Source organism: Amycolatopsis sp. NPDC004747, from assembly GCF_053601335.1.
The window spans coordinates 238,588-262,722 of sequence record NZ_JBSGBQ010000012.1; the positions used below are offsets into that span (position 1 = coordinate 238,588).

Sequence of the window (24,135 nt, forward strand, 5' to 3'; positions counted from 1 at the left end):
GAGCGCAGGCCAGGGGGGCGGGGCCAGGCGGGGCGGGACGAGCGCCAGCCAGGTGAAGCGAGGCGGGGCAAAGCCACGCAGGCAGGACGGGGCGAAGCCAGCCAGGCAGGCAGGACGGGCGAAGCTCGGCAGGCGAGATGCAGCGGGGCGAGGCTGGGCGGAGGTGGTCACCCGAGTGGGGGTCACCCGCTGTCACAGCGGCCAGGCGGGCGCCGGCTCGGGGGATGAGCACACAAGAAGATCCGCGTCCCTCCGTTCGGGGGGACGCGGATCTCGTCGTCTTGCGGCGCTACTGCTCCTCGAAACGCTGGCGGAAGCGCTCCTCCATCCTCTGGGTGAAGGAACTCCGGCGACCCGATGGCTTCCCACCGCGGGCACCCGGTCCACCGCCCTTGCCGTCTCCGTCGGCGCCGTGCCGAATCGATGTGACGGCCATCATGACTCCGAAGAACATCACGAGGAACCCGAGCACGCTGATCAGCGGGATGTCGGCCACCCGGAACTGCTGCACCACCACGCCCAGCACCAGCAGGGCCACGCCCACTACGAACAGGGCGATGCCCTGAATGCGCCGTCGGCGAGCGGGGCGCCGCAACCGGGTGCCACGCACCGTGGATGCGAACTTGGGGTCCTCGGCATAGAGCTCGCGCTCGATCTGATCGAGCAGCCGCTGCTCATGCTCGGAGAGTGGCATCTTTCCTCCTCCGGCACAGCTGTCGCGGGCGCCGGGCCGCGCAACGTCCTGGACCCAACAGCCAACCCCAGGCGGGGTGGCACTGTCCAGGATACGAGGCCCGCGCCCGCACGACTACCCGATCCCGCATCCAGAAGGGATCGAATTGGGCTAAATCCCGCTCGACGGGCGTTGCGGACGGTCACCGTCGCCGATCGTGACCGTTTTGCCGCCCGGCCGCCGTTGTGGGGGAACCTCACCGAGCCGAAGATCACCCTCCGTTTTCCCGCGGCCCGAGCAGCGACGCCGGCCGCACCGCCGCCGAGCCGAACTTCGAGCGCGCGACGTCCGCCGCCACCTCCGCGTCCCGCCAGCGCGGGGCCGGCGAGTCGAACACCAGCTGCTCCCCCGCCTCGCCCGTGTCCAGCCCTTCGACCCGGACGCCGATCAGCCGCACCGCCCCGGTCGGCGCGTGCTCGGTGAGCAGCGCCACGGCCACCGCGTGGATCTCGCGCGCCACGTCCGTCGCCGAGACCAGCGTGCGGGCCCGGGTGATCGTCCGGAAGTCCGCGAACCGCACCTTGATCGACACCGTCCGGCCGCGCACGCCCCGCTGCCGCAACGTCGCCCCCACCCGCGACGACAGCCGCAGCAGCTCCAGCTCGAGTGAAGCCCGGGAATGCAGGTCGACGTCGAAGGTGTGCTCCGCGCCGATCGACTTCTCCGGCGAGTCGACCACCACCGACCGCTCGTCCACCCCGTGCGCCAGGCGGTACAGGTGCTCGCCGACCGCCACCCCCAGCGACTTCTTGAGCCGCTCCGGCGGGAACGCGGCGACGTCGGCGATCGTGGCCAGGCCGAGGCGCCGCAGGTGCTCCTCGGTCCGCGCGCCGACGCCCCACAGCGCCGACACCGGCAGCGGGTGCAGGAACGCCAGGGTCTCCGCCGCCGGCACGACGACCATGCCGTCCGGCTTCGCCATCCCCGACGCCAGCTTCGCGACGAACTTGACCTTCGCCACCCCCACCGAACAGGTGATCCCGTGCTCGGCCGCGACCCGCGAGCGGATCTCCGCGCCCAGCGAAGCCGGCGTGGCGCCCAGCCGCCGCAGCGCCCCGCTGACGTCCAGGAACGCCTCGTCGAGGCTGAGCGGCTCCACCAGCGGCGTCAGCTCGCGGAAGATCTCCATCACCCCGCGGGACACCGAACCGTAGAGCCCGGACGTCGGCGGGATGTTGATCAGCTGCGGGCACAGCCGCTTCGCCGTCGAGAACGGCATGGCCGAGCGCACGCCGAACTTCCGCGCCGGGTAGTTCGCCGCGGCCACCACCGCGCGCGGCCCGCCCCCGGACACCACGACCGGCTTGTCCGCCAGCTCGGGCCGGGTCCGCAGCTCCACCGACACGAAGAACGCGTCCATGTCGACGTGCAGCAGCCCGCACCCGGTGTCGTCCGGCACCGGCTCACCCGGCCGGACGCGGAACCGGCTCATCCCGCCCGGCAATTCGGCATTTCGTCCCACGCCCGAGGACGCTACCGGGCACCACCGACAGCTTTGGACGAGAAGCAGGTCAGGCTGGACGCGCGACCGCGTGCAGCCGGCCGGCGACCTCGCGCAGCGCCGGCGTCCCCGCCGCCACCCGCTCGAACGCCGCCAGCTCGTCGTCGCGCACGTCGCCGGACACCAGGTCCGAGATCACCCGCTCGCCCTGCAGCAGGGTCACTTCCAGGCCGGCGGCCTCCAGCCCCGCCTGCAGGCCGGCCGCGGTGAACCGGCGCAACACCGTGTCGCCCGGGACGACCCCGTCGGCGCTCTCGAGCAGCCGCCGCGCCTCGCCGACCCGGCCCGCCAGCGCCCGGTGGAACGCCGCCGCGTGCCGGTTCGCCACCAGCACCGACACCGCGCCACCCGGCGCGACCGCCGTGGCCAGCGCCGAAAGCACCGCGGCCGGGTCGTCGACGATCTCCAGCAGCCCGTGCGCCAGCACCAGGTCGGCCGAGCCGGCCTCGACGTGGCGGCCCAGCGCGTCCGAGTCGTCCGCGACCACCGTGATCAGCTCGGAGACGCCTTCCTCCTCGGCCCGCCGCTGCAGCGTGGCCAGTGCGTTCGGGCTCGGCTCGACGACCGTCACCCGGCAGCCCGCCGCCGCGAACGGCACCGCCCAGCCACCGCTGCCGCCGCCCACGTCGACGACGCGGGGGTGCTCGGCGCCCCGGGCGCGGGCGGCCTCGATCTCGGCCTCGAGCACCCGGCGAACGGCGCCCGAACCCCGGGCGGCCACGGTCTCCGTCTTCATGTCGCACAGGGTAGTGCCCGCCCCCGCCCACCTCCCGGCCTCCTCCCTTCGAGTGAACGGCCCTTGCCCGGCGGCGCCCGGAGCCCGCACCCGTAGGCTGGTGAACGTGCACACGGTCGCCGTACTCAGCCTCAAGGGAGGCGTCGGCAAGACGACGGTCGCTCTCGGTATCGCGTCCGCCGCCTTGCGTAGGGGCACGCGGACGCTGGTGGTCGACCTCGACCCGCAGGGCAACGCCACCACCTCGCTCGACCCGCCGTTCACCGACGCCACCCTCGCGGACGTGCTCGAGACGCCGACCCGGGAGATGCTGGAACGCGCGATCGCGCCGAGCGTCTGGAGCGAGGACGTCGACGTCCTCGTCGGCGCCGAAGAGCTGGAGCTGCTCAACGACCCGGACGCCGGCAGCGAGCGGCTGGCGAACTTCTCGCGCGCGCTCGACGAGCTGCACCGGACGCCGCTGCGGGAAACGCCATACGAGCTGGTGATCCTGGACTGCCCGCCGTCGCTGGGCCGTCTCACGAAGTCGGCGCTGGTCGCCGCGGACAGCGCGCTGATCGTCACCGAGCCGACGATGTACGCCGTGGCGGGGGCGTCCCGGGCGCTGGAGGCGATCGAGAAGATCCGCAAGGAGCTCAACCCGGACCTGCGCCCGATCGGCGTCCTGGTGAACAAGCTGCGCGTGCGCTCCTACGAGCACCAGTTCCGGATCGCCGAGCTGCGCGAGAACTTCGGCTCGCTGGTGATGCCGACGGCGATCACCGACCGGCTCGCGGTGCAGCAGGCCCAGGGCGCGTGCAGCCCGATCCACGAGTGGCACTCGCCGGGCGCCCAGGAGATCGCGCTGACCTTCAACATGGTGCTGGCGAAGATCCTGCGCTCCAACCGGGCGGGACGGCACCGCATCGCCGGCGAGGACGCCGAGGGCCCGGACTGGCCCGAGGGCCCGGCCCCGGAGACGCCCGAGGCCCCGGACACCCCGGCCGAGGTGTCCGAATCCGCGGGGTGAGCCGTGCCCGAAGGTGACACCGTCTTCCTGGTCGCCAAGCGCTTCGCCCGCGCGATGACCGGGAAGACGTTGCTGCGCGGCGAGTTCCGGGTGCCGCAACTGGCCACTGTGGACCTCGCCGGCCGCGAGGTGCTCGGCGTGGGCACGGTCGGCAAGCACCTGTTCACCCGGTTTTCCGGCGACCTGACGCTCCACTCGCACCTGCTGATGGACGGGATGTGGGACGTCTACCCGGCCGGCGCGAAGTGGCGGCGGCCCGGCCACCACGCCCGGGTGATCTTCACCGCGGCCGACGTCCAGGTGATCGGCTTCCGCGTCCACGACCTGAAACTCGTGGCCACGAGCAAGGAACACGACCTCGTCGCCCACCTCGGCCCGGACCTGCTCGATCCACAGTGGACGGACGAGCACCTGAAGCGGGCGGCCGCGAACCTGGGCGCCGACCCGGCCCGCGAACTCGGGCTCGCCCTGCTCGACCAGCGCGTGCTGGCGGGGGTCGGGAACCTCTACAAGTGCGAGATCGCCTTCCTGCTCGGGGTGACGCCGTGGACGCCGGTGTCCGAAGTGGACGCCGAGCGCACGGTCGCGCTGGCCCGCAGGCTGCTGCTGGCCAACGCCCTCGCCGGGCGGTTCGACCAGAGCACCACCGGCCACCTCGACCGCAACCGCAAGAACTGGGTGTACGAGCGCACCCGCCAGGGCTGCTTCCGCTGCGGCGGCAAGCTCCTGGTCCGCACGCAGGGCCACGACGTCCAGCGGCGGCCGACGTGGTTCTGCCCGAAGGACCAGACAGGCCCCTACCCGCCGCAGTAAGCTGGCGCACGTGACGACGTTCAAGCTCCCGCTCTACGGGGCCGACACCGAACGCGGCGACCTCGCTCCCTGAGCCGCGCGCGCTCCTCCCGTCACCTTTCCCGAAGAACCCCCAGGGAGCTTTGTCATGCCCGGAATCCGCACCGGGCAGGCGCTGCGCGCGTTCGCGCACGCCCTGCCCAAGGTCGAACTGCACGTCCACCTCGTCGGCTCGGCGAGCCTGCCGACCGTCCTCGAACTGGCCCGGCGCCGCCCCACCGCCGGCGTCCCCACCGACGAGCGCGAGCTCGCGGAGTTCTTCACCTTCCGCGACTTCGCCCACTTCCTCACCGCCTACCTCGCGGTCACCTCGCTCGTGCGCGACCGCCACGACATCCACACGCTCGTCACGGGCCTGGCGGCGGATCTCGCCGCCCAGAACTGCCGCTACGCCGAAGTCACCGTGACGCCGTACAACCACCTGCTCGACGGCATGTCCGGCGACGACCTGCTGACCGGGCTGGAAACCGGCCGCGCCCGCGCCGCCGAACTGGGCGTGGAACTGGCCTGGTGCTTCGACATCCCGGGCGAGAAGGGCCGCCGGGCCGGTCAGGAGACGCTCGTGTTCGCGTTGCGCGAACGCCCGGCCGGCCTGGTGTCGTTCGGGCTCGGCGGCCCCGAACTCGGCGTCGGGCGGGCGCAGTTCGAGCCGTTCTTCACCCGGGCGAGGGAAGCCGGGCTGCACAGCGTCCCGCACGCCGGGGAGACCACCGGGCCGGCCACGATCTGGTCCGCGCTGCACGACCTCGGCGCCGAGCGGATCGGCCACGGCACCAGCTGCACGGCCGACCCCGCCCTGCTCGAACACCTTGCGGCACACCGGATCCCGCTCGAAGTGTGCCCGACGTCGAACGTGCGGACCGGCCAGGTCCCCGGCATCGCGGCGCACCCGGTGCGGCGCATGCTGGACCACGGCGTCGTCGTGACGCTCAACACCGACGACCCGCCGATGTTCGGGGCCACGCTCACCGGCGAGTACGTCGCCGTCGCGGAGGCGCTCGGCCTCACCACGGCCGAGCTGGCCCGGCTCGCGGAGAACGCCGTCGACGCCGCCTTCCTCGACGAGCGGCGGAAAGCGCGTCTGCGGAGTGAGATCAACGAAATGACGTTGCACGGCACCGCGGACTTCACCTAGCGTGGCAGTACACGAGAAAGGAGGTGGTCCTAAGTTGTATTCCAACAGGACTCGTGAGGTGACTGTCCGCTAGCGGATGGCACGTGGAGGACTTTGAGCAGCGATACAACCGAGCCACCTTCGGCTCATCGCCTGCTTCACGTGGTGCCTGATAGCGAATACCAGGCAGTCACCGTGCCCCCGGGGCTCCCGAGCACCAGTCCGGCTCGGGCTCAGGCGTTTGACGGCGCTTGAGAGCCACCCCGGGGGTCCCTTCATTTCGCTCATCTGTGCAGCTCGTGCCATCCGGCGTGGCGGGACGACCGCCCGGCGATCAGCGTTTCGGTGTTCTGTCCCCCGGACGGCTGAAGCTCGCTAGCCTGGAAGCATGCTCCGGCCCGACTACCCGATCACCACGGCCCGGCTGATCCTGCGCCCGTTCACGACCGGGGACCTCGACGCGCTGAACTCCTTCCAGTCCCGCGCCGACGTCGCCCGCTACCTGTACTGGGGCCCGCGCAGCCGCGCCGAGTCGGCCGCTGCGCTCGCGAAGCGCGTGCACAGCTCGACCTTGACCAAGGAAGGGCAGTTCCTGGCCGTGGCGGTCGAGCTGGCCGCGACCGGGCAGCTGATCGGCGACCTGAACCTGGAGTGGCTGAGCAGCGAACACCGCCAGGGCGAGATCGGGTTCGTCTTCCACCCGGACCACCACGGCAAGGGCCTGGCCGCCGAGGCGACCACGGAGCTGCTGCGGCTGGGTTTCGAAGACCTGGGGCTGCACCGCATCATCGGCCGCTGCGACGGCCGGAACACCGCGTCCGCCGCGCTGATGGAGCGCCTCGGCATGCGCCGGGAAGCGCACCTCAAGGAGAACGAGATCGTCAAGGGCGAGTGGACCGACGAGCTGATCTACGCGATGCTCGAAGACGAGTGGAAGGACCGCGATTAGTGGCGGCCTTCACGCGGGAGTGACGCTCGGGTCGCGGCGCCCGGGCGATTTGGCAGCATAGGGGCGTGTTCTTCGACAAGATCGTCCGTCCGGCGCTGTACCGGCTGTCCTACCACGATCCCGAGCTGGTGCACGAGCGCACGATCGCCGTTCTCGCGCGGCTCGGCAAGCTCGCGCCCGGCGGCGTTCTGCGCGTCGACGACCCGGTGAACGTGCTGGGCCTGCGGTTCCCCAACCGCGTCGGGCTGGCCGCCGGGATGGACAAGAACGGCCGCGCGCTGCCGGCCTGGGCCGCGCTCGGCTTCGGGTTCGTCGAGGTCGGCACGGTGACGCGGCTGGCGCAGCCGGGCAACCCGAAGCCGCGGCTGTTCACCCTGCCCGCCAGCGACGCGGTGATCAACCGCATGGGCTTCAACAACGACGGCGCTTCGGCGCTCGCGGCGAAGCTCGCCCGCGACGGGAAACCGGGCGTCCCGCTGGGGATCAGCATCGGCAAGTCGAAGGTGACGCCGCTCGAGGACGCCGTCGAGGACTACCGGTTCTCGCTGCGGGCGCTGTACCCGTACGCGGACTACTTCGCGATCAACGTCAGCTCGCCGAACACGCCGGGGCTGCGGCAGCTGCAGGACCGCACCGCGCTCGCCGAACTGCTCGGCGAGCTGCGTTCGACGTCGTCCGAGCTCGCCGGCGGCGGGCCGCCGACGCCGGTGCTGGTGAAGGTCGCCCCCGATCTGACCGACGACGCGCTGGCCGAGCTGCTGGAGGTCGCGCTCGAGCACGGCGTCGCCGGGATCATCGCCACGAACACGACGTTGGCGCGCGAGGGCATCGCCGCCGCGGAAAGCGGGCTGGCCGGACAGGCGGGAGGACTGTCCGGCCGGCCGCTGACCGCCCGCGCGGCCGAGGTCGTGCGGTTCGTGCACGACCACACCGGCGGGCGCCTGCCGATCATCGGCGTCGGCGGGATCATGGGTCCGGACGACGCGGTCCGGCTCGTCGATGCCGGTGCGTCGCTCGTGCAGCTGTACACGGGCTTCGCGCTGCACGGGCCGGGCCTGGTGCGCCGCGTCAGCCGGGGTCTCGCGGCCCGGCGGTAGACGCGAAGCGGACGTACCCGCGCCAGGAGTCGTAGCGGTCCAGACCGGGGCCCTCGGCCGCCAGGCACCGGACGGCCAGTGGCGCGGTGCCGTCGTCCAGCACGACGCGGTCGAGCACGAACGGCTCCTTCAGCGTCGCGGCGAACCGTTCGAACGCGGCCGGGGACAGGCGCCAGCGCTCGCCGTCGAGGGTGGTGCTGCCCTCGACGACCCCCGGCTGCGGCGGTTCGGTGTCCAGGAGCACCATCCGGTAGCCCTCGGTGGTCCGGACCGGCCCGGTGAAGCGGGCGCCGAGCGCGACGAGGTCGGCGTTGAGCGGCTGGCCGCGCAGGTGGGCGCCGAACACGACGACGTCCTCCCCCGGCTCCGGGTAGGGCGTCATCGGCTCGTCCGTGCAGATGGTCGCCAGGTCGAGGGCGATCTGGTCCTCGAACGCCCGCGTCAGGAAGGTGACGCCGAACGGGCGGCGGTCGCCCGGCAGCACCGGGACGGTCACCGCGGCCACGTCGAGGAGGTTCGCGAAGGCCGTGCACGAGGCCAGGCGGTGGCCCACGCCGGCCGGGTCGGCCAGCGCCTCGGCGATCCCCGGCTGCTCCGGGACAGTCGGTACGACGAGGGCGTCGAAACCGTCGAAACCCTGTTCGGAGCCGGGGACCGGGGTGAGCACGGCGCCGGCCGCGGTCAGCCGCGCGACGACGGCCTTGAGCGCCAGGCTCGCCGCTTCGCCGAGGGGGAGGTCGGCGGGGTAGGCGATCCGCGGGTGCTCGCCGGCGCCGAGGCGGACGTCGGCGGGCCAGTGCCGGGCGCCGCCGGTCATCAGGGTGAGCGCGCGGTGGGCCGCGACCAGGCCGTTCGTGTACACGGAGACGTTGTCGGCGGCGGGCAGCAGACCGCGCGTCGGCTTCACCGCGGCGACGGCGTTCAGTGCCGCCGGGACCGCGCCGCCGGTGCTGAGGGCGAGGTCGACGACCCCGAGCGCGACGGCGACCGCGGCGCCGTTGCCGCCGGCCTTGGTGCGGTCCCAGGCGCCGGAGAGCATGGCGGCGCCGGTCTTGCCGAGCACGACGGCGCCGGCGGCGGTGAGGCGGGTGACGACCGCGGCGCTGGTTTCCGGGACGCCGTGGCCGGACGGCTGGCCGGCGACGTCGATCAGGTCCTGGACGGCGATCACCGTGCCGGCCAGCGGCAGCCCTTCGCCTGCCTTGACGCGTTCGTCGACGGCCTTGGCGTCGACGAGGACGTCTTCGACGGCGCGGAGGGTGGTCCAGAGTTCGGGGCGGCCGGCCTCGGTGAGGCGTTCGAAGGCCGCGATGACGCGCTGGGAGGCGGTGGGCGGGGTGATCGGCACGGGGTCCGGGTCCGGCGGGAGCGTGTTCACGGGGCGTCCTTTCCTCGGCGGTCGAGAAAGTCCACTGTGTACGGTCGGCGCCGGCGATCCTCAGTGCACGGCGGGCCTCCCGGCGAGTGACACCTCTGCATGCATGACAGAAACGTTAGGGCGCGGACGTTTCCGTAGCCATCAGTTTCCGATTACGCGCGGGTTTCGGCACCGGAAGGTGAACAGGGGGCGACGCCGGGGTGAAACGCACGATCACGCACGCCGGGTGACCAACACCCGCCTCCCCCGGTTGGCGGCACCCGAACGGCCGAGTTTGAGATCCCAATGGCCCAGCAGACCCCGAATCCGCGTGATCAGACCCGGATTTCGCGTGATCGGAGCCGGATCCGGCGTGATTGGAGCCGTAACTCGCGTGATCCGGGCCGTACCGGGTCCGATCACGTGGGTTCCGCCGCCAGTCACCCGAGTTACGGGTCTGATCACGCGAGATCCGGCGTGGATCACCGGAGGGTGGGTCAGGAGAGTTCGCGGAGGGCCATGGCGAGGCCGGCGAGGCGGTCAGTGGCGTCGGTGAGGGCCTGCTTGGAGGTCACCAGGCCGTCGTCGGCCGCGGCGACCGTGTGGCCGGCCGCGGCGACCAGGCCGCGGTAGCCCTCGAGGCCGTCTTCGAGCTGCTCGCCGAGCTTGGCCACCGCCGCGTCCAGGGCCGCCTTCTCGCGGACGGGCGCCGAGTCGCGGCCGCGCTCGATCGCCTGGATGCGGCTCGCCAGGCCGCGCAACGCGGCGGCCGCCTCGGCCGCCGTCTGGCGGGCGTCCGCGACGGACACTTCCGAGACCGGAGGTGTCCCCAGCGAGGACGGCACCGAGAGCTGGCGCAGCAGCTCCGTCAGCGAGGCTTCGCACTCGGCAAGGCGTTCCATCGGCTCGCGGGCCGCCGAACGGGCGGGCGGCAGCGGCGGCGGGCCGGCCGGTGCCGCGGGGATCGGGGTGCGCTTGAGGTCACGCAGCTTCATGCCGGACCGGACGCTGAACGTGCCGAAGATGACCGCTCCCGCGAACGCCGTGATCGCCTGCGGCATCATCGCGGCGCCGGCCGGGCTGAGCCAGCCGACCGCGGCGGCCACCGTCACGACCGCGCACAGGATCGTCAGGATGATCCACAGCGTCAGCGCGCGGGACGTCCGCCGCTTGCGGCGTTCGAGCTTGGCAGCCGGGTGGTTCCACCGGTCCCACTTGGCGCGGGCCTCGGCGAACGCCGGGACCTGGTTCGCCATGGACGACAGCGAGGCCGTCATGTCCGGCCGCCGGACCGGCGGCCGGAGCAGCGGGTTCGGCCGCGGCGGTGCGGGCCTCCCGCCGGCCTGGTCGGCCGGCGGGAAGTACCTCTGCACCTTTTGGAGCTTTTCCTGGGCGCGCACCGCGTAGTCGGGCAGCTTCTCGATGTGCTTCTCCAGCTTGGCGCTCAGTTCGCTGAAGTCACGGCGTCTGCCCTGCTGCCCCATGGTGCTCGCCCCCTCCGTCTCGTCAGGCCGGGTTCTTGCCCTGCTCGGCCTGCACCCGTGCCTGGATCTCGCGCTGGATGTCGGCCTGGCTGGTCGACGCCGGAGCCGTCTTGCCACCGTCGGTCACCTGCGCGACCGAGTCACCGTGCATCGACGCGCGGATCTGCTGCAGCCGCGACTGGCCGGCCAGCTGCGTGGTGGAGGCCTGGACCTCCATCATGCGCCCCTGGACCGAGTTCTGGGCGAGCTCCGCCGAGCCCAGCGCGGTGGTGTAGCGCTTCTCGATCTTGTCGCGGACCTCTTCCAGCGACGGCGTGTTGCCCGGCGCGGCCAGCTGGCTCATCTGGTTGAGCGAAGCGGAGACCTGCTCCTGCATCTTCGCCTGCTCCAGCTGCGAGAGCAGCTTGGTGCGCTCGGCCAGCTTCTGCTGCAGCATCTGCGAGTTGCGCTCCACGGCCTTCTTGGCCTGGGCCGCGGCCTGCAGCGACTGGTCGTGCAGCGTCTTCAGGTCCTCGATGCTCTGCTCGGCCGTGACGAGCTGCGTCGCGAAGCTCTCCGCGGCGTTCTCGAACTCGGTGGCCTTCTGCTCGTCACCCTTGGCGCGGGCCTCGTCGGCGAGGACCAGCGCCTGCCGGGTGGAGGCCTGGAGCTTTTCGACCTCGCCGAGCTGCCGGTTGAGCTTCATCTCCAGCTGACGCTGGTTGCCGATCACGGAGGCGGCCTGCTGCGTCAGCGCCTGGTGGTTGCGCTGCGCCTCCTCGATGGCCTGCTGGATCTGTACCTTCGGGTCGGCGTGCTCGTCGATCTTCGACGAGAACGCCGCCATCATGTACTTCCAGAACTTCACGAACGGGTTGGCCATCTCCTCCGCCTGCCTTCTTGCGTCCCACGGGCCTAGGTACTCGGGGTGTGGGGCGTCGCTCCCCTGCATGTGCAACGCTCCGACCCCGGCGTCGGGTTCCATCGTGTCAGGTCGGCCACGTCCGTTCCAGGCGACCCGGCCGAATTCAGGGATCCCCCCGATCACTACCCGTAGACAACGCGGACGGCCCCGGGCGGGTTGCCCGGGGCCGTCGGCCGAAATCAGTGGTGAAGCCGCCCCGCCGACTCGCGCCGGAGCCAACCGGCGAACTTGCGCCGGCCGGGGGGTCCGGGGGCTTGCCCCCGGCGGGGGTCTGGGGGCTCGGCCCCCAGAGGACACGGCGAGGAGGTTACGGCGAGCGCTCTCCGCGAGCGCACCTCACCTGACCTCCGAGCGCTCTCCGCGAGCACACCTCACCCGACCTCCGAGCCCGCCCTTACGCGGCGATGGTCGAGGCCAGCTTGGGCTGGCCGATCGTCGTCCGCAACGTCGTGTTCATCCGCGGTGCCGGGGAAACCCGCAGGTCGGCGAGGTCGTTCCCGATCAGCTCGGACATCAGGCGACCGCCCTCGATGCCGGCCGCCGAGGCCTCGGCGCCCCGCTTCTCCCGGGGTGCGCCCTCCACGATCCGCTCGTCGACCGGTGGGACCTCGACGTTGTCGAGGGCCGATACGTCCGCCGCCACGTTGTGCAGCAGCTCGCCGAGCGGAAGGTCCAGGGCCTGGCAGATGGACGCGAGCAGCTCGCTCGACGCCTCCTTCTGGCCCCGCTCCACCTCCGAGAGGTAGCCGAGGCTGACCCTGGCGGCGCGGGAGATGTCGCGCAGCGTACGACGCTGGTTGGTGCGGGCATGACGGAGCCGATCACCGATCGCCTCACGCAACAGCACGGTCATCACGCGCCTCCCTTCCGAACAAGTACCCCCTACGTTACCCAGAGCGGCGCCCCGGGCGCAGGAGTTGGTGTGCACGTACGCCAAGGGCGAACGCGCGTTTCACCTCAGATGTTCCCCGAGCAGGGCAAACGCGGCCAAGACCGACTCGGTCCTGATCAAGTCGCGATCGCCGGTCAAGCCCAGCGTACGGACTGTACGTGTTCCCGGCCCGGCGAGCCCGACGTGCACCGTGCCAGGGTCGACGCCGTCCTGCGCCGACGGCCCGGCCACGCCGGTCAGCCCGAGACCCCAAGTGGCCCCGCAGCGGTCACGGGCGCCCTCGGCCAGCTGCGCGGCGACCTCGGGGTGGACCGCCCCGTGGGCGGCCAGCAGGCCGGGGTCGACGCCGGCCAGCGCGGTCTTCAGCTCGGTCGCGTAGACGACCAGGCCGCCGCGGAGGGCCGCGCTCGCGCCGGGGACGCGGGCGAGGGTGGCGCAGACCAGGCCCGCGGTGAGGGACTCGGCCGCGGCGACCGTCTCGCCCCGCGCGGTCAGTGCGCCGATGAGGGCGGCGGCCCGCTCGTCACCCGCGGCGGCGGTCACGCGCCCGGCTCCCCCGTCGGCCACTTCAGCTCCCGGTGACCCGGCGCCCGGCCGCCCGCAGCCGCACCGCCCGCACCAGGTAGTCCACGCCGGTCACGACGGTCAGCACCAGCGCCAGCCCCATCAACGCCCACCGGACCGGGTCCGCGCCTGCCGGAAGCGGCAGCAGGTACGCCACGATGGCGGCGATCTGGGCCATCGTCTTGGCCTTTCCGCCGCGGCTGGCCGGGATCACCCCGTGCCGGATCACCCAGAACCGCAGCAGCGTGACGCCGATCTCGCGGACCGCGATGACGATCGTGACCCACCAGCCGAGCTCGCCGAGGACGCTCAGCCCGACCAGCGCCGCGCCGGTCAGCGCCTTGTCCGCGATCGGGTCGGCGATCTTGCCGAAGTCGGTGATCAGGCCGTACTTGCGGGCCACCCAGCCGTCCAGCTGGTCGGTGGCCGACGCGATCGCGAACAGCCCGGTCGCGATCGCGCGCCAGGTCGTGTCGTGGCCGTCGCCGACGAACAGCGCGACCACGAACAGCGGCACCAGCACCAGGCGCGACAGCGTCAGGAGGTTCGCGACGTTCAGGGTCGGGACCGGGGTCGGCTCCGGGACCTGGGCGGGGACCTCGTGGGTCAGGCCCTCGTCGGCGGCGTCGCTGGGGAGCGCACTCACCGGTCGGCGTCCGGTACCGCGCGGACGATCAGGTCCACGCCCGCGGAGTCGACGACCTCGCAGCGGAGGAAGTCACCCACCTGGGTCTTCTCCGGCGCGTCGAGGATGACGCACTCGCCGTCGACCTCCGGCGCCTGGTGCGCGGCGCGGCCGGTGAGCTCGCCGTCGTCGTCCAGCTCCACCAGGACGTCGACGAAGGTGCCGATCCGGTCCTCGGCGCGCTGCGCGGTCAGCTCCTCGACCAGCGCGGAGATCCGGGTGACGCGCTCGGCGACCACCTCGGGGTCCAGCTTGCCGTCGAAGGTCTCGGCTTCGGTGCCGTCCTCGTCCGAGTAGCCGAAGACGCCGACGGCGTCCAGGCGCGCGCCGGTCAGGAACCGTTCCAGCTCGCTCAGGTCGTGCTCGGTCTCGCCGGGGAAGCCGACGATCACGTTGGTCCGGATACCCGCCTCGGGCGCGTACTCGCGGATCTGCTCGCACAGCGCCAGGAACGAGTCGGTCGAGCCGAACCGGCGCATCCGGCGCAGCACCTGCTCGCTGGAGTGCTGGAAGGACAGGTCGAAGTACTCGGCGACACCCGGCGTGGTCGCGATGGCCTTGACCAGCTGCGGGCGCGTCTCGGCCGGCTGCAGGTAGGAGACGCGGACGCGCTCGATGCCCTCGATCTCCGCCAGCCGCGGCAGCAGCCGCTCCAGCGCGGTGGCGCCGTCGCGGCCGAAGTCCTTGCCGTAGGACGTCGAGTTCTCGCTGACCAGGAACAGCTCCTTGACGCCGTTTTCGGCCAGCCACATCGCCTCGGCGACGATCTCGTCGGGCTGCCGCGAGACGAAGGAACCGCGGAACGACGGGATCGCGCAGAACGAGCAGCGCCGGTCGCAGCCGGAGGCGATCTTCAGCGCGGCCACCGGCGAGTCGTCGAGGCGCGTGCGCAGCACCCGCGGGCCCCAGCCGTGCTGCGCGTGCCCGGGTACCTCCACCGTCTCCGCGACGGCGGGCCGCTCGACCGGGCTGATCGGCAGCAGCTTGCGGCGGTCGCCCGGGGTGTGCGAGGCGATCTTGCGGCCGGCGACGACGTCGTCGAGCCGGGCCGAGAGGTCGGCGTAGTGGTCGAAGCCGAGCACGGCGTCGGCCTCGGGGAGGCTGTCGGCGAGCTCGTGCCCGTAGCGCTCGGCCATGCAGCCGACGGCGACGACCTTCTTGCCGGTGTCGGAGGCGGCGAGCAGCGTGTCGACCGAGTCCTTTTTGGCCGATTCGACGAAGCCGCAGGTGTTGACCACGACGACGTCGGACTCTTCGGGGTCGGCCGCCAGCTCCCAGCCGCCGGCCGCGAGCCTGCCCGCCAGCTCCTCCGAGTCGACCTCGTTGCGGGCGCAGCCCAGGGTCAGCAGGGAGACGCGTCGGGTGGCAGCTGGGTCCGCGGCAGGGGAAGGCACAACGCTCAGGGTAGCCGCCGGTCCCGCGCGGCCCGACGACGGCGTAGCCCGGTGGTGTCACCGCGCGCGCCGGGCGGTGTGGCAGGCTTGACGATCGTGCTGTCCGACTCGCCATCCCCGTCCGTCCGCCGCGCCCGGATCGCCGACGTCCGCAAGATCAAGGCACTGGTCGACTCGGACGCCGGCCGCGTCCTGCTGGAAAAGGACCTGGTCACGCTGTACGAGGACGTCCAGGAGTTCTGGGTCGCCGAGGTGGGTGACGAGGTGGTCGGCGCGGCCGCGCTGCACGTGCTCTGGGAGGACATCGCCGAGCTGCGCACCGTCGTGGTCGACAAGGCCGTCCGCGGCCAGGGGGTCGGGCGGGTGCTCGTCGCCCGGCTGGTCGACGAAGCGCGTGAGCTGGGTCTCAAACGGCTGTTCGTGCTGACCTTCGAGACCAGCTTCTTCGCCGGGCACGGGTTCGTGGAGATCAACGGCACCCCGGTGTCGCACGAGGTGTACGAGGAGATGCGGCGGTCGCACGACACCGGCGTCGCGGAGTTCCTCGACCTCCCTTACGTCAAGCCGAACACCCTGGGCAATTCCCGGATGCTGCTCGAACTCTGAGTGAAAACCTCCTTTCGGGCGGTGACGTGCGCCACCGCGCTGCCGGAAGCTGATCGGGCACTTGTCCACCGATCGGCAAGGGAAGCACCGATGCGCACGACATTGCGGAACCTGGGGGCCACCGTGACGGTGGCCGTTTCCGTCGGCGCGGGAGCCCTGCTGGGCACCGGCACCGCGGCCGCCGTCGACATCCCGGCGGTCACCGACCAGTACCTCTTCAGCACCTCGCTCTCGAACTTCGAGACGATCCGGAACTCGGCGCCCTACAACGGCCAGCTCGACTGGTCCTCCGACGGCTGCTCGTGGGCGCCGGACAACCCGTTCGGCTGGAAGTTCCTGCCCGGCTGCCACCGGCACGACTTCGGCTACCGCAACTACAAGAAGCAGGGCCGGTTCACCGAGGCGAACCGGCTGCGGATCGACGACAACCTGTACGCGGACCTGAAGAGCGTGTGCGGGTCGAACATCGCCTGCAAGGGCGCGGCCTGGACGTACTACCAGGCGGTGCGCAAGTTCGGCGGCTGAGCCAGGATGGTGATCATGGAGATCGATCACCTGCTCAGCACCACCCGCGCGGTCCGGCGGAAGCTCGACCTCGAGCGACCGGTGGAGCCGGAAGTCCTCGAGGAGTGCCTGAACCTGGCGCTGCAGGCGCCGACTCCGGGCAACGTCCAGGCGTGGCGCTGGCTGGTCGTGCGGGACCAGGGCGTGAAGGACCGGCTCGGCGTGCTGTTCCGCGAGGTCGGCGAGGCCTACCTCGCCGAGCGGGCGCAGCACGCCGAGCCGCGGGCGCTGGCGTCCGGGCGGCACCTGATCGACGTGATCGAGCGCGTCCCGGTGTTCGTGATCCCGGTCCTGGCCGGCCGCCCGGCCTGCGACAACGCCACCGACGCGGCGTTCTACGGCGGCATCTTCCCTGCGGTGTGGAACTTCCAGCTGGCGCTGCGCTCGCGCGGGCTGGGGTCGACGCTGACGACCTACCACCTGGCCCGTGAGGCGGAGGCGGCGGAGATCCTCGGCATCCCGGAGGGCCACACGCAGGCCGGGCTGCTGCCGGTGGCGTACACGACGGTGCCGGACTTCAAGCCCGCGCCGCGCACCCCGCTGTCGGAAGTGGCCTACCTCGACCACTGGGGCACGCCGCTCAGCTGATCCGGACCGTGGCTTCCCCGCCGTCTTCGCTCACCGAGACCAGCTCGATCCGGCTGGCGGCGAACGACGTCGCCTGCGGGCCGGTCCGCGGGCCGCTGTGGAGCTCGGCCGTGGTGCTCTCGCCGCGGCCGGGCTCCTTCAGCAGGAACGCCAGGGTCGCCTCCCCCTGCCAGAAGCACTGCATCCCGGGCCGGCACCGCGAGTCGGCGACGACCCGGGTGAACCGCACGGTGAGGTCCTTCCCCTGCACGGCGGCCTCCTGCCCGAGCCGCAGGGTGACGTCCTGCCCGGCGGGGGCACTGACGGTGCTCGGGGACGGCGGCGAGGCGGGCCCACCGACGGCAGGCCGCCCGGCGGCGACCGAGCTCCCGGCGCCCACCGTGACGACGGCGAAGGCGAACAGTCCGGCTACGAATCGCGGTAGGTCCACGTGCAGTGGACGGAACGAACCGGGCCGGGGTTGCACGCGCTACTCGTCGTCGTCCGCGGCGTCGGCGTCCACCGGGCCGCCGCCGCGGATCATGAACAGGACGCTCTCCAGTTCCTCCGGCTTGATCAGCACGTCCCGGGCCTTCGAGCCCTCCGACGGGCCCACCACGCCGCGGCTCTCCAGCAGGTCCATCAGCCGGCCCGCCTTGGCGAAACCGACCCGCAGCTTGCGCTGCAGCATCGACGTCGAACCGAACTGGGACGTCACGATCAGCTCGGCCGCCTGCAGGAGGACGTCGAGGTCGTCGCCGATGTCCGGGTCGATCTCCTTCTTCTCGCCCGCCTTGGCCGCCGTGACGCCGTCCTGGTACTCCGGCTGCGCCTGCTCCTTCGCGTAGTTGACGACCGCCGCGATCTCTTCGTCGCCGACGAACGCACCCTGGATGCGGACCGGCTTGCCCGCCCCCATCGGCAGGTACAGCGCGTCGCCCATGCCGATCAGCTTCTCCGCGCCCGGCTGGTCCAGGATGACCCGGGAGTCCGTCAGCGACGACGTCGCGAACGCCAGCCGCGAGGGCACGTTGGTCTTGATCAGGCCGGTCACCACGTCGACCGACGGCCGCTGCGTGGCCAGGACCAGGTGGATGCCGGCCGCGCGGGCCTTCTGGGTGATCCGGACGATCGCGTCCTCGACGTCGCGCGGGGCGGTCATCATCAGGTCGGCGAGCTCGTCGACGATCGCCATGATGTACGGGTACGGCCGGTACTCGCGCTCCGAGCCCGGCGGCGCGGTGATCTCGCCCGAGCGCACCTTCTTGTTGTAGTCGTCGATGTGCCGGACCTTGTTGACCTGCATGTCCTGGTAGCGCTGCTCCATCTCCTCCACCAGCCAGGCCAGCGCGGCGGCCGCCTTCTTCGGCTGGGTGATGATGGGCGTGATCAGGTGCGGGATGCCCTCGTACGGCGTCAGCTCGACCATCTTCGGGTCGATCAGGATCATCCGGCACTCGTCCGGCGTCGAGCGCGCGAGCAGCGACACCAGCATCGAGTTGACGAAGCTCGACTTACCGGAACCGGTGGAACCCGCGACCAGCAGGTGCGGCATCTTCGTCAGGTTCGCGGTGACGAAGTGGCCCTCGATGTCCTTGCCGAGGCCGATCACCATCGGGTGGTTGTCCTTGACCGTGGTCGGCGCGCGCAGGACGTCGCCGAGGCGGACCATCTCGCGGTCGGAGTTCGGCACCTCGATGCCGACCGCGGACTTGCCGGGGATCGGCGCCAGCAGGCGGACGTTGTCGGTGGCCACCGCGTAGGCGATGTTCTTGGTCAGCGCGGTGATCTTCTCGACCTTGACGCCCGGGCCGAGCTCGACCTCGTAGCGGGTGACCGTCGGGCCCCGGGTGAAGCCGGTGACCTGCGCGTCGACGTTGAACTGCTCCAGCACGCCGGTGATCGCCTCGATCATGGCGTCGTTGGCCTTGCTGCGGGACTTCGGCGCGTCGCCGAGCTTCAGCAGGTCGGGCGGCGGGAGCTGGTAGTCGCCTTCGACCGTGCGGGTGACCGCGAGCGGCGGTTCCGGAGCCTTCTTCGCCTTCTTTTCGGGGACCTCCGGCGCGGGCTTGGGCTTGGGCGGCTTGATCGGCGTCGGCGCCTCGGCCAGCATCGCGTCGATGTCCAGCTGCTCGGGCTCGGCGTCGCTGGACTGGCGGCGCCGGGACGGCTTGCGCAGCCGCGCGGCCTTCGGGTCGGCGTCGGTGACCTTCTCTTCGTCGGTGGCGAAGCCCGAGCGCTGCGCCTCGGCCTCGGCGAGCTCCTCCTCGTCGAGGCCCCAGTTGCGCAGCCGGTGCGGGATCTCGCGGACCGGCGTGCCGGTGAACACGAGCACGCCGAAGAACAGCGCGAGGATCAGCAGCGGCACCGCGACCCAGGTGGTGACGCCCATGGTGAGCAGGCCGCCGGAGAAGGCGCCGACGATGCCGCCGGCGTACATCCGGCCGTCGTTGGTCTCCGGCAGCGCGGTGAAGATGTGCAGCATCCCGAGCACGGACAGGACGACCATGATCGTGCCGACCACCATCCGCGGCCGGGTCTCCGGGTGCGGCTCGGACCGCATCAGCGCGACGGCGACGACGACCAGCACCAGCGGCAGGGTGACGGCCCCGGCGCCGAGGACGGTCCGGGTGGCGATCTCCACCCCGGTGCCGATCGGCCCGGCCGCCCGCCACCAGACGCCGACGGCCGCGATGATGCCCAGGCCGATCAGGCCCAGCGCGAGGCCGTCGCGGCGGTGTTCCGGCTCGAGCTCGCGGGTGCGGCCGACCGTGCGTGCCAGCGTCCCGAGGCCCTTGGCCAGCAGGTTCCAGGTCCCGCGGACGCCCTTGCCGAAGATCCCGGGCGTCTTGCGGCGGGCCCGCGGCGCGGGTTTGCGAGCGGCCGGGCGTGGCTTCGCGGGTGTGCGCGGCTTGCGCGCCGCCGCCCCCTTCGCGCCGCTTCCTGTGCTTCTCTTCCTCGTCGCCGACCCAGCCATGCCGTTTACGGTAACCGGCCGTGGCGGTTCGTCCCACGCGCCACTCTCGGCCCTCGGTGAACTTCTGCCTCACATCCGCGCTTGAGCGGCCATCCGGGTGAACCACCCCAAGCGGAGCGAGGTGATCCATCCGGCCAGTGCGCAAACGGGTGAAATCGGCGTCTGCCATGCTCTGCCCCATGGTCGCGCTGAACTCCGACAACACCGCTCGCCGGGCGCCCGCCATCTGGCGGACCATGCTGAACATCGACCGGGGGCTGGTGAACCTCGTCGGGCGGCTGACCGTCACCGGCCGGGTGCCCGCGCAGCTGCGGGGCAAGCCGCTGCTGATGGCCGCGAACCACATCGGCGTGTTCGACGCGTTCGTGCTGATGGCCGCGTGCAAGCGGATCGGCATCAACCCGCGGTTCATGCTGGCGGGCGGCATCCTCGACGCGCCCGTGATCGGGCCGGCGCTGCGGGTCAGCGGGCACCTGCGGGTCGACCGCAAGCACGCCGGCACCGCCGTCGGGCAGTTCGCCGAGGCCGTCGAGGCGATGAAGACCACCCGCGAGCCGATCATCGTCTACCCGGAGGGCCGGATCAGCCACGACCCGGGCCTGTGGCCGGAGCGCGGCAAGACCGGCGCGGCGCGGCTGGCGCTGGCCTCGGGCGTGCCGGTGATCCCGATCAGCCAGTGGGGCGCGCACGAGGCCGTCTACTGGGGCACCGAGACCGTCAACGGCCCGGCCGACCTGGTCCCGCTGGCCCGCTCCGGGCTGAGCGCGCCGCTGCGCCGGCCGCGGTTCCGCGTGCACTTCGGCGACCCCGTCGACCTTTCGGACATCGACACGCAGCGGCCGGGGGCCGGGGTGCGCGCGCACGCGAAGATCATGCAGGCGATCACCGACGGCCTGGTCCCGCTGCGCCGCGACGAGCTCGACCGGCCCCGGTTCCACGACCCGACCCGGCCGACCGACACGGTCAGCCCCTGGAAGCCGCCGTCCGCACTGTGAGACAGGCGCCGCGGCGGCCCTAGAGTCGGCGACGTGAGCACACGGATACTCGTCGTCTACTACAGCTCGACCGGGAACACCGCCGTCCTGGCCGAATCGCTCGCCGCCGGTGCGCGCGAAACCGGGGCCGACGTGCGGGTGCGGACCGTGCCGGAGACCGTGCCCGCCGACGCCATCGCGCGGAACCCGCGCTGGCAGGCCTGGGTGGCCGCGGGACCGCACCACGAGCTCGCCACGCTCGCCGACCTCGAGTGGGCCGACGGGCTCGCGGTCGGCAGCCCGACCCGCTTCGGCGGCCCGGCCGCCCAGCTCAAGTCCTATTTGGACAGCACGGGTGGCCTGTGGGCCCAGGGAAAGCTGGCGGACAAGGTGGCAACGTCGTTCACGACGGCGTCCACCGCGCACGGCGGCCTCGAGTCGACGCTGCTGGCGATCAACAACGTCTTCTACCACTGGGGCGCGATCGTGGTGCCGCTCGGCTACACGGACCCGCACCTGAAGGAGTCCGGCAACCCGTACGGCGGCTCGTTCGTCTCCCGCAAGTCGGCGGCGCCGGACGACGTCGCGCTCGACGCCCTGCGCCTGCAGGGCCGGCGGCTGGCCACGATCACCACGCACGTGGCGACGGGGTTGAAGAGCGAGGAATGAGACGTCCGGGTGCCGCCGCTTCGGCAGCACCCGGACGTCGGTTTCAGCGCCGCGCCGCGCGGCGGCGCAGGGCCCAGGCCCCGGCCGCACCCACGAGGACGACCGCGCCGCCGGCGACGAGCGGCGTGGCGCCGGACTCGTCATCGGCCGGGCCGCCACCGGTCTGCGGCGCACCCTGCGGCTTCACCCCCACCTGCGGCGCGGGCTTCGCCGCCGGCTGGGCCGGCTTGGCCGACGGAGCCGGCTTCCCGACGGTGAAGGCCCGGATGCCGCCCGGGTGGCTGCCGGGTCCGCCCTCGTGGCAGAACATCACGGCTTCGTAGGTCCCCGGCCGCACCCCTTCGAAGGTCAGGGAATAGCCCTTCCCCACCGCTTTCATGACGTTCGCGTCGAGCGGCTCGTGCCCGTTGTGCACGCCATAACTCGCCTCGGCCTGGACACCACTGGTCACGCACGTCCCCGTGATGGTCACCGTGCTCCCCGACACGGTGACCTTCATCGACGCCGGCGCACCCGTCGGCGTTTCCGCGGCCGAAGCGACGACCGGCGACAGCAGCACGAAACCGGCGGCCACACCCGCGGCAGCGGCAATTACCCGCAACATTTTCTTCCCCCTCCAAAGATCCATCGCACGCGGAATACGCGCAATGCACAGCGGTATCTTTCGGATCAGCGCCGGGCCGCGCGGCGGCGCAGCACCCACGCACCGGCACCGGCCGCACCCACCAGGGCGACCGCGCCACCCGCGACGAGCGGCGTGGCGCCGGACTCGTCATCGGCCGGGCCACCACCGGTCTGCGGCGCACCCTGCGGCTTCACCCCGACCTGCGGCGCGGGCTTCGCCGCCGGCTTGGCCGGCTGGGTCGGCTTGGCCGACGGCGCCGGCTTGGCCGGCTTCCCGACGGTGAAGGCCCGCTCAGCGCGAGCGGAGCCCTGCCCGCTCTTGTGGCAGTACATGTAGGCTTCGTAATTTCCCGGCTCCACGTGCTTGAACACGACGTATCTCGTGTTCCCGTCCTTGATCATTTCGTTGAACTCGCTCAGCTTGCGCCCGCGCTCGCCATAACCCGCTTCGGCCTCGTCCCCACTGTTGAAGCACGTCCCCTCGATGCTCACGTTGTTGTCCACGTCCACCTTCACCTCCATGGACGGCGGGGGACCTTCCGGTGCTTCCGCGGCCGAAGCCACGACCGGCGACAGCAGCGCCAACCCGGCAGCCACGCCCACGGCAGCAGAAATCTTCCCCAGCATTTTCCCCTCCAAGGATTCATCGCACGCCGAATGCGTACGTGAATGAAAAAGAAACTCATTCCCCGCCGGATCAACCGCGGGGCCCCCTGTTTCTTGCGACATCCGGAAAGACGTCCACCCACCGGCCCGGTTGCCGCCCGGAAGTAACGAAACGGACTCGGCGGCACCGTGACCCGGGTAACCGGGATAATCGTTTCGGCGGTGACTCCGGGGCACCTACAGTCGCGACGGTGACCACTGAACTCCCCGTCGTCGCGTCGCCCCGGGCCGCCCACCGCGGCCGCGGGACCGCCTACGTCCTGCTCGCCGCGCTGTTCTTCAGCACCTCCGGCACCCTCGGCAAGTCCGCGATGTCCGCCGGGATCACCCCGGAACAGGTGGCCGCGGCCCGGATCGGGCTGGCCGGGGCCGTGCTGCTCGCCGGGGTGGCCCTGGTGGCGCCGCGGAAGCTGCGGGTGCGCCGGGCCGAGCTGCCCGTCCTGGCCGGCTACGGCCTGCTCGGCGTGGCCGGCGTGCAGCTGCTCTACTTCGTCGCCGCCGGGCGGATCCCGGTCGGGATCGCCATCCTGCTGGAGTTCATCTCGCCCGTGCTCATCGCGCTGTGGGTGCGGTTCGTGCGGCGGCACCGGCTGCCGCGGGCGGTCTGGGGCGGCATCGCGCTGGCCATGACCGGGCTCGCGCTGGTCGCGCAGGTCTGGGAAGGCGTCACCCTCGACGGGCTCGGCCTGCTGGCCGGCTTCGGCGCGGCGTTGTGCTCGGCCGGGTACTTCCTGCTCGGCGAACGCGCGGTGGCCGACATCGACCCGCTCGGCCTGGTCACCTGGGGCATGGTGATCGGCGCGGTCGCGATCGGCTTCGTCGCGCCGCCGTGGACGTGGCCGGCCGCGCTGCTCGGCGCGGAGGTCGGGTTCGGGGCCTGGCACCCGCCGGTGTGGCTGCTGCTGACCCTGCTGGTCCTGGTGGCGACGGTGCTCGCGTACGTCTGCGGCATTTCGGCGTTGCGGCACCTGCCCGCCTCGGTGGCGAGCGTGCTCGGGCTGGTCGAGCCGGTGATCACGACGGCCGCGGCGTGGCTGCTGCTGGGCGAGCAGCTCGCGTGGCCGCAGCTGCTCGGGTCGGCGATCCTGCTGGGCGGCGCGTACGTGGTGCAGCGGAACTCCGCGCTCCTCACCCGCTGAGCCGGCTTGCGCAAATTCTGCACCGGGCGGCTCGCGGGTGGGAAAATTCCGCGATCCACGTCCCCCGGGGAGGAAGCA

25 protein-coding genes are annotated in these 24,135 nt (G+C 72.0%); 11 read left to right on the forward strand and 14 right to left on the reverse strand.

What is annotated here, in order from left to right:
- Positions 1–289: 289 nt before the first annotated feature.
- From ACWEGE_RS21555 to ACWEGE_RS21565, 3 genes are all read right to left on the reverse strand, one after another.
- Positions 290–694 carry a DUF3040 domain-containing protein gene (locus tag ACWEGE_RS21555; protein WP_449662220.1) on the reverse strand — a complete coding sequence of 135 codons (405 nt, stop codon included), beginning with the start codon at positions 692–694 and terminating at the stop codon, positions 290–292.
- A 250-nt stretch (positions 695–944) separates the two neighbouring features.
- Positions 945–2,165 carry a DNA polymerase IV gene (gene dinB / locus ACWEGE_RS21560; RefSeq protein ID WP_449662286.1) on the reverse strand — a complete coding sequence of 407 codons (1,221 nt, stop codon included), beginning with the start codon at positions 2,163–2,165 and terminating at the stop codon, positions 945–947.
- 79 nt (positions 2,166–2,244) lie between these two features.
- Positions 2,245–2,970: a methyltransferase domain-containing protein gene (locus tag ACWEGE_RS21565; RefSeq protein ID WP_449662221.1), complete on the reverse strand. Its 726-nt coding sequence runs from the start codon at positions 2,968–2,970 to the stop codon at positions 2,245–2,247.
- Between the two features lie 106 nt (positions 2,971–3,076).
- Here ACWEGE_RS21565 and ACWEGE_RS21570 point away from each other — a divergent pair, with 106 nt between their 5' ends.
- From ACWEGE_RS21570 to ACWEGE_RS21590, 5 genes are all read left to right on the forward strand, one after another.
- Positions 3,077–3,979, forward strand: a complete 903-nt coding sequence (locus ACWEGE_RS21570) for a ParA family protein (RefSeq protein ID WP_449662222.1) — start codon at positions 3,077–3,079, stop codon at positions 3,977–3,979.
- A 3-nt stretch (positions 3,980–3,982) separates the two neighbouring features.
- Complete coding sequence (locus ACWEGE_RS21575) at positions 3,983–4,792, forward strand: DNA-formamidopyrimidine glycosylase family protein (protein WP_449662223.1); 810 nt, start codon at positions 3,983–3,985, stop codon at positions 4,790–4,792.
- 127 nt (positions 4,793–4,919) lie between these two features.
- Positions 4,920–5,966: an adenosine deaminase gene (add, locus tag ACWEGE_RS21580; RefSeq protein WP_449662224.1), complete on the forward strand. Its 1,047-nt coding sequence runs from the start codon at positions 4,920–4,922 to the stop codon at positions 5,964–5,966.
- Positions 5,967–6,333: 367 nt separating this feature from the next.
- Positions 6,334–6,894, forward strand: coding sequence for a GNAT family N-acetyltransferase (locus ACWEGE_RS21585; RefSeq protein WP_449662225.1), 561 nt, complete (start codon positions 6,334–6,336; stop codon positions 6,892–6,894).
- 65 nt (positions 6,895–6,959) lie between these two features.
- Positions 6,960–7,991 (forward strand): quinone-dependent dihydroorotate dehydrogenase, encoded by a 1,032-nt coding sequence (locus ACWEGE_RS21590; protein ID WP_449662226.1) that lies wholly within the window; start codon positions 6,960–6,962, stop codon positions 7,989–7,991.
- Here the strand turns inward: ACWEGE_RS21590 and ACWEGE_RS21595 are convergent.
- The 7 genes from ACWEGE_RS21595 to rimO all read right to left on the reverse strand — a co-directional run bounded on the left by ACWEGE_RS21595 (position 7,963) and on the right by rimO (position 15,271).
- Complete coding sequence (locus ACWEGE_RS21595; protein ID WP_449662227.1) at positions 7,963–9,369, reverse strand: allophanate hydrolase-related protein; 1,407 nt, start codon at positions 9,367–9,369, stop codon at positions 7,963–7,965. The two genes, ACWEGE_RS21590 and ACWEGE_RS21595, sit on opposite strands and share 29 nt — an antisense overlap.
- 476 nt (positions 9,370–9,845) lie before the next feature.
- Positions 9,846–10,832 carry a phage shock envelope stress response protein PspM gene (pspM, locus tag ACWEGE_RS21600; RefSeq protein WP_449662228.1) on the reverse strand — a complete coding sequence of 329 codons (987 nt, stop codon included), beginning with the start codon at positions 10,830–10,832 and terminating at the stop codon, positions 9,846–9,848.
- Between the two features lie 22 nt (positions 10,833–10,854).
- Positions 10,855–11,694: a PspA/IM30 family protein gene (locus tag ACWEGE_RS21605; RefSeq protein ID WP_449662229.1), complete on the reverse strand. Its 840-nt coding sequence runs from the start codon at positions 11,692–11,694 to the stop codon at positions 10,855–10,857.
- A 436-nt stretch (positions 11,695–12,130) separates the two neighbouring features.
- On the reverse strand, positions 12,131–12,589 hold the full coding sequence (locus ACWEGE_RS21610; protein ID WP_167454979.1) for a helix-turn-helix domain-containing protein: 459 nt from the start codon (positions 12,587–12,589) through the stop codon (positions 12,131–12,133).
- Between the two features lie 99 nt (positions 12,590–12,688).
- Complete coding sequence (locus ACWEGE_RS21615; protein WP_449662287.1) at positions 12,689–13,171, reverse strand: CinA family protein; 483 nt, start codon at positions 13,169–13,171, stop codon at positions 12,689–12,691.
- A gap of 25 nt (positions 13,172–13,196) precedes the next feature.
- Positions 13,197–13,838 carry a CDP-diacylglycerol--glycerol-3-phosphate 3-phosphatidyltransferase gene (gene pgsA, locus ACWEGE_RS21620; RefSeq protein WP_449662230.1) on the reverse strand — a complete coding sequence of 214 codons (642 nt, stop codon included), beginning with the start codon at positions 13,836–13,838 and terminating at the stop codon, positions 13,197–13,199.
- The gene (gene rimO / locus ACWEGE_RS21625; RefSeq protein ID WP_449662231.1) at positions 13,835–15,271 is read right to left on the reverse strand and encodes a 30S ribosomal protein S12 methylthiotransferase RimO; all 1,437 of its coding nucleotides are present in this window, start codon (positions 15,269–15,271) and stop codon (positions 13,835–13,837) included. Before rimO ends, pgsA begins: the two co-directional genes overlap by 4 nt.
- A gap of 96 nt (positions 15,272–15,367) precedes the next feature.
- Here rimO and ACWEGE_RS21630 point away from each other — a divergent pair, with 96 nt between their 5' ends.
- From ACWEGE_RS21630 to ACWEGE_RS21640, 3 genes are all read left to right on the forward strand, one after another.
- Complete coding sequence (locus ACWEGE_RS21630; RefSeq protein ID WP_449662288.1) at positions 15,368–15,877, forward strand: amino-acid N-acetyltransferase; 510 nt, start codon at positions 15,368–15,370, stop codon at positions 15,875–15,877.
- Between the two features lie 90 nt (positions 15,878–15,967).
- Positions 15,968–16,402, forward strand: coding sequence for a phospholipase (locus tag ACWEGE_RS21635; protein ID WP_449662232.1), 435 nt, complete (start codon positions 15,968–15,970; stop codon positions 16,400–16,402).
- A 15-nt stretch (positions 16,403–16,417) separates the two neighbouring features.
- Positions 16,418–17,029 carry a nitroreductase family protein gene (locus tag ACWEGE_RS21640; protein WP_449662233.1) on the forward strand — a complete coding sequence of 204 codons (612 nt, stop codon included), beginning with the start codon at positions 16,418–16,420 and terminating at the stop codon, positions 17,027–17,029.
- Here the strand turns inward: ACWEGE_RS21640 and ACWEGE_RS21645 are convergent.
- On the reverse strand, positions 17,022–17,459 hold the full coding sequence (locus ACWEGE_RS21645) for a hypothetical protein (RefSeq protein ID WP_449662234.1): 438 nt from the start codon (positions 17,457–17,459) through the stop codon (positions 17,022–17,024). The two genes, ACWEGE_RS21640 and ACWEGE_RS21645, sit on opposite strands and share 8 nt — an antisense overlap.
- A gap of 39 nt (positions 17,460–17,498) precedes the next feature.
- Positions 17,499–19,985: a DNA translocase FtsK gene (locus tag ACWEGE_RS21650; RefSeq protein WP_449662235.1), complete on the reverse strand. Its 2,487-nt coding sequence runs from the start codon at positions 19,983–19,985 to the stop codon at positions 17,499–17,501.
- A 179-nt stretch (positions 19,986–20,164) separates the two neighbouring features.
- Between ACWEGE_RS21650 and ACWEGE_RS21655 the strand changes: the two genes are divergently transcribed.
- Together ACWEGE_RS21655 and wrbA are read left to right on the forward strand one after the other, a co-directional pair.
- A complete protein-coding gene (locus ACWEGE_RS21655; RefSeq protein WP_449662236.1) occupies positions 20,165–20,980 on the forward strand; it encodes a lysophospholipid acyltransferase family protein in 816 nt (271 codons plus the stop codon).
- Between the two features lie 33 nt (positions 20,981–21,013).
- Positions 21,014–21,628, forward strand: coding sequence for an NAD(P)H:quinone oxidoreductase (gene wrbA, locus ACWEGE_RS21660; RefSeq protein WP_449662237.1), 615 nt, complete (start codon positions 21,014–21,016; stop codon positions 21,626–21,628).
- Positions 21,629–21,671: 43 nt separating this feature from the next.
- Here wrbA and ACWEGE_RS21665 read toward each other — a convergent pair whose 3' ends face one another.
- Together ACWEGE_RS21665 and ACWEGE_RS21670 are read right to left on the reverse strand one after the other, a co-directional pair.
- Positions 21,672–22,232, reverse strand: a complete 561-nt coding sequence (locus tag ACWEGE_RS21665) for a hypothetical protein (RefSeq protein WP_449662238.1) — start codon at positions 22,230–22,232, stop codon at positions 21,672–21,674.
- Between the two features lie 65 nt (positions 22,233–22,297).
- Complete coding sequence (locus ACWEGE_RS21670; RefSeq protein WP_449662239.1) at positions 22,298–22,879, reverse strand: hypothetical protein; 582 nt, start codon at positions 22,877–22,879, stop codon at positions 22,298–22,300.
- A 230-nt stretch (positions 22,880–23,109) separates the two neighbouring features.
- Here ACWEGE_RS21670 and ACWEGE_RS21675 point away from each other — a divergent pair, with 230 nt between their 5' ends.
- On the forward strand, positions 23,110–24,057 hold the full coding sequence (locus tag ACWEGE_RS21675) for an EamA family transporter (protein ID WP_449662240.1): 948 nt from the start codon (positions 23,110–23,112) through the stop codon (positions 24,055–24,057).
- Positions 24,058–24,135 lie beyond the last annotated feature (78 nt).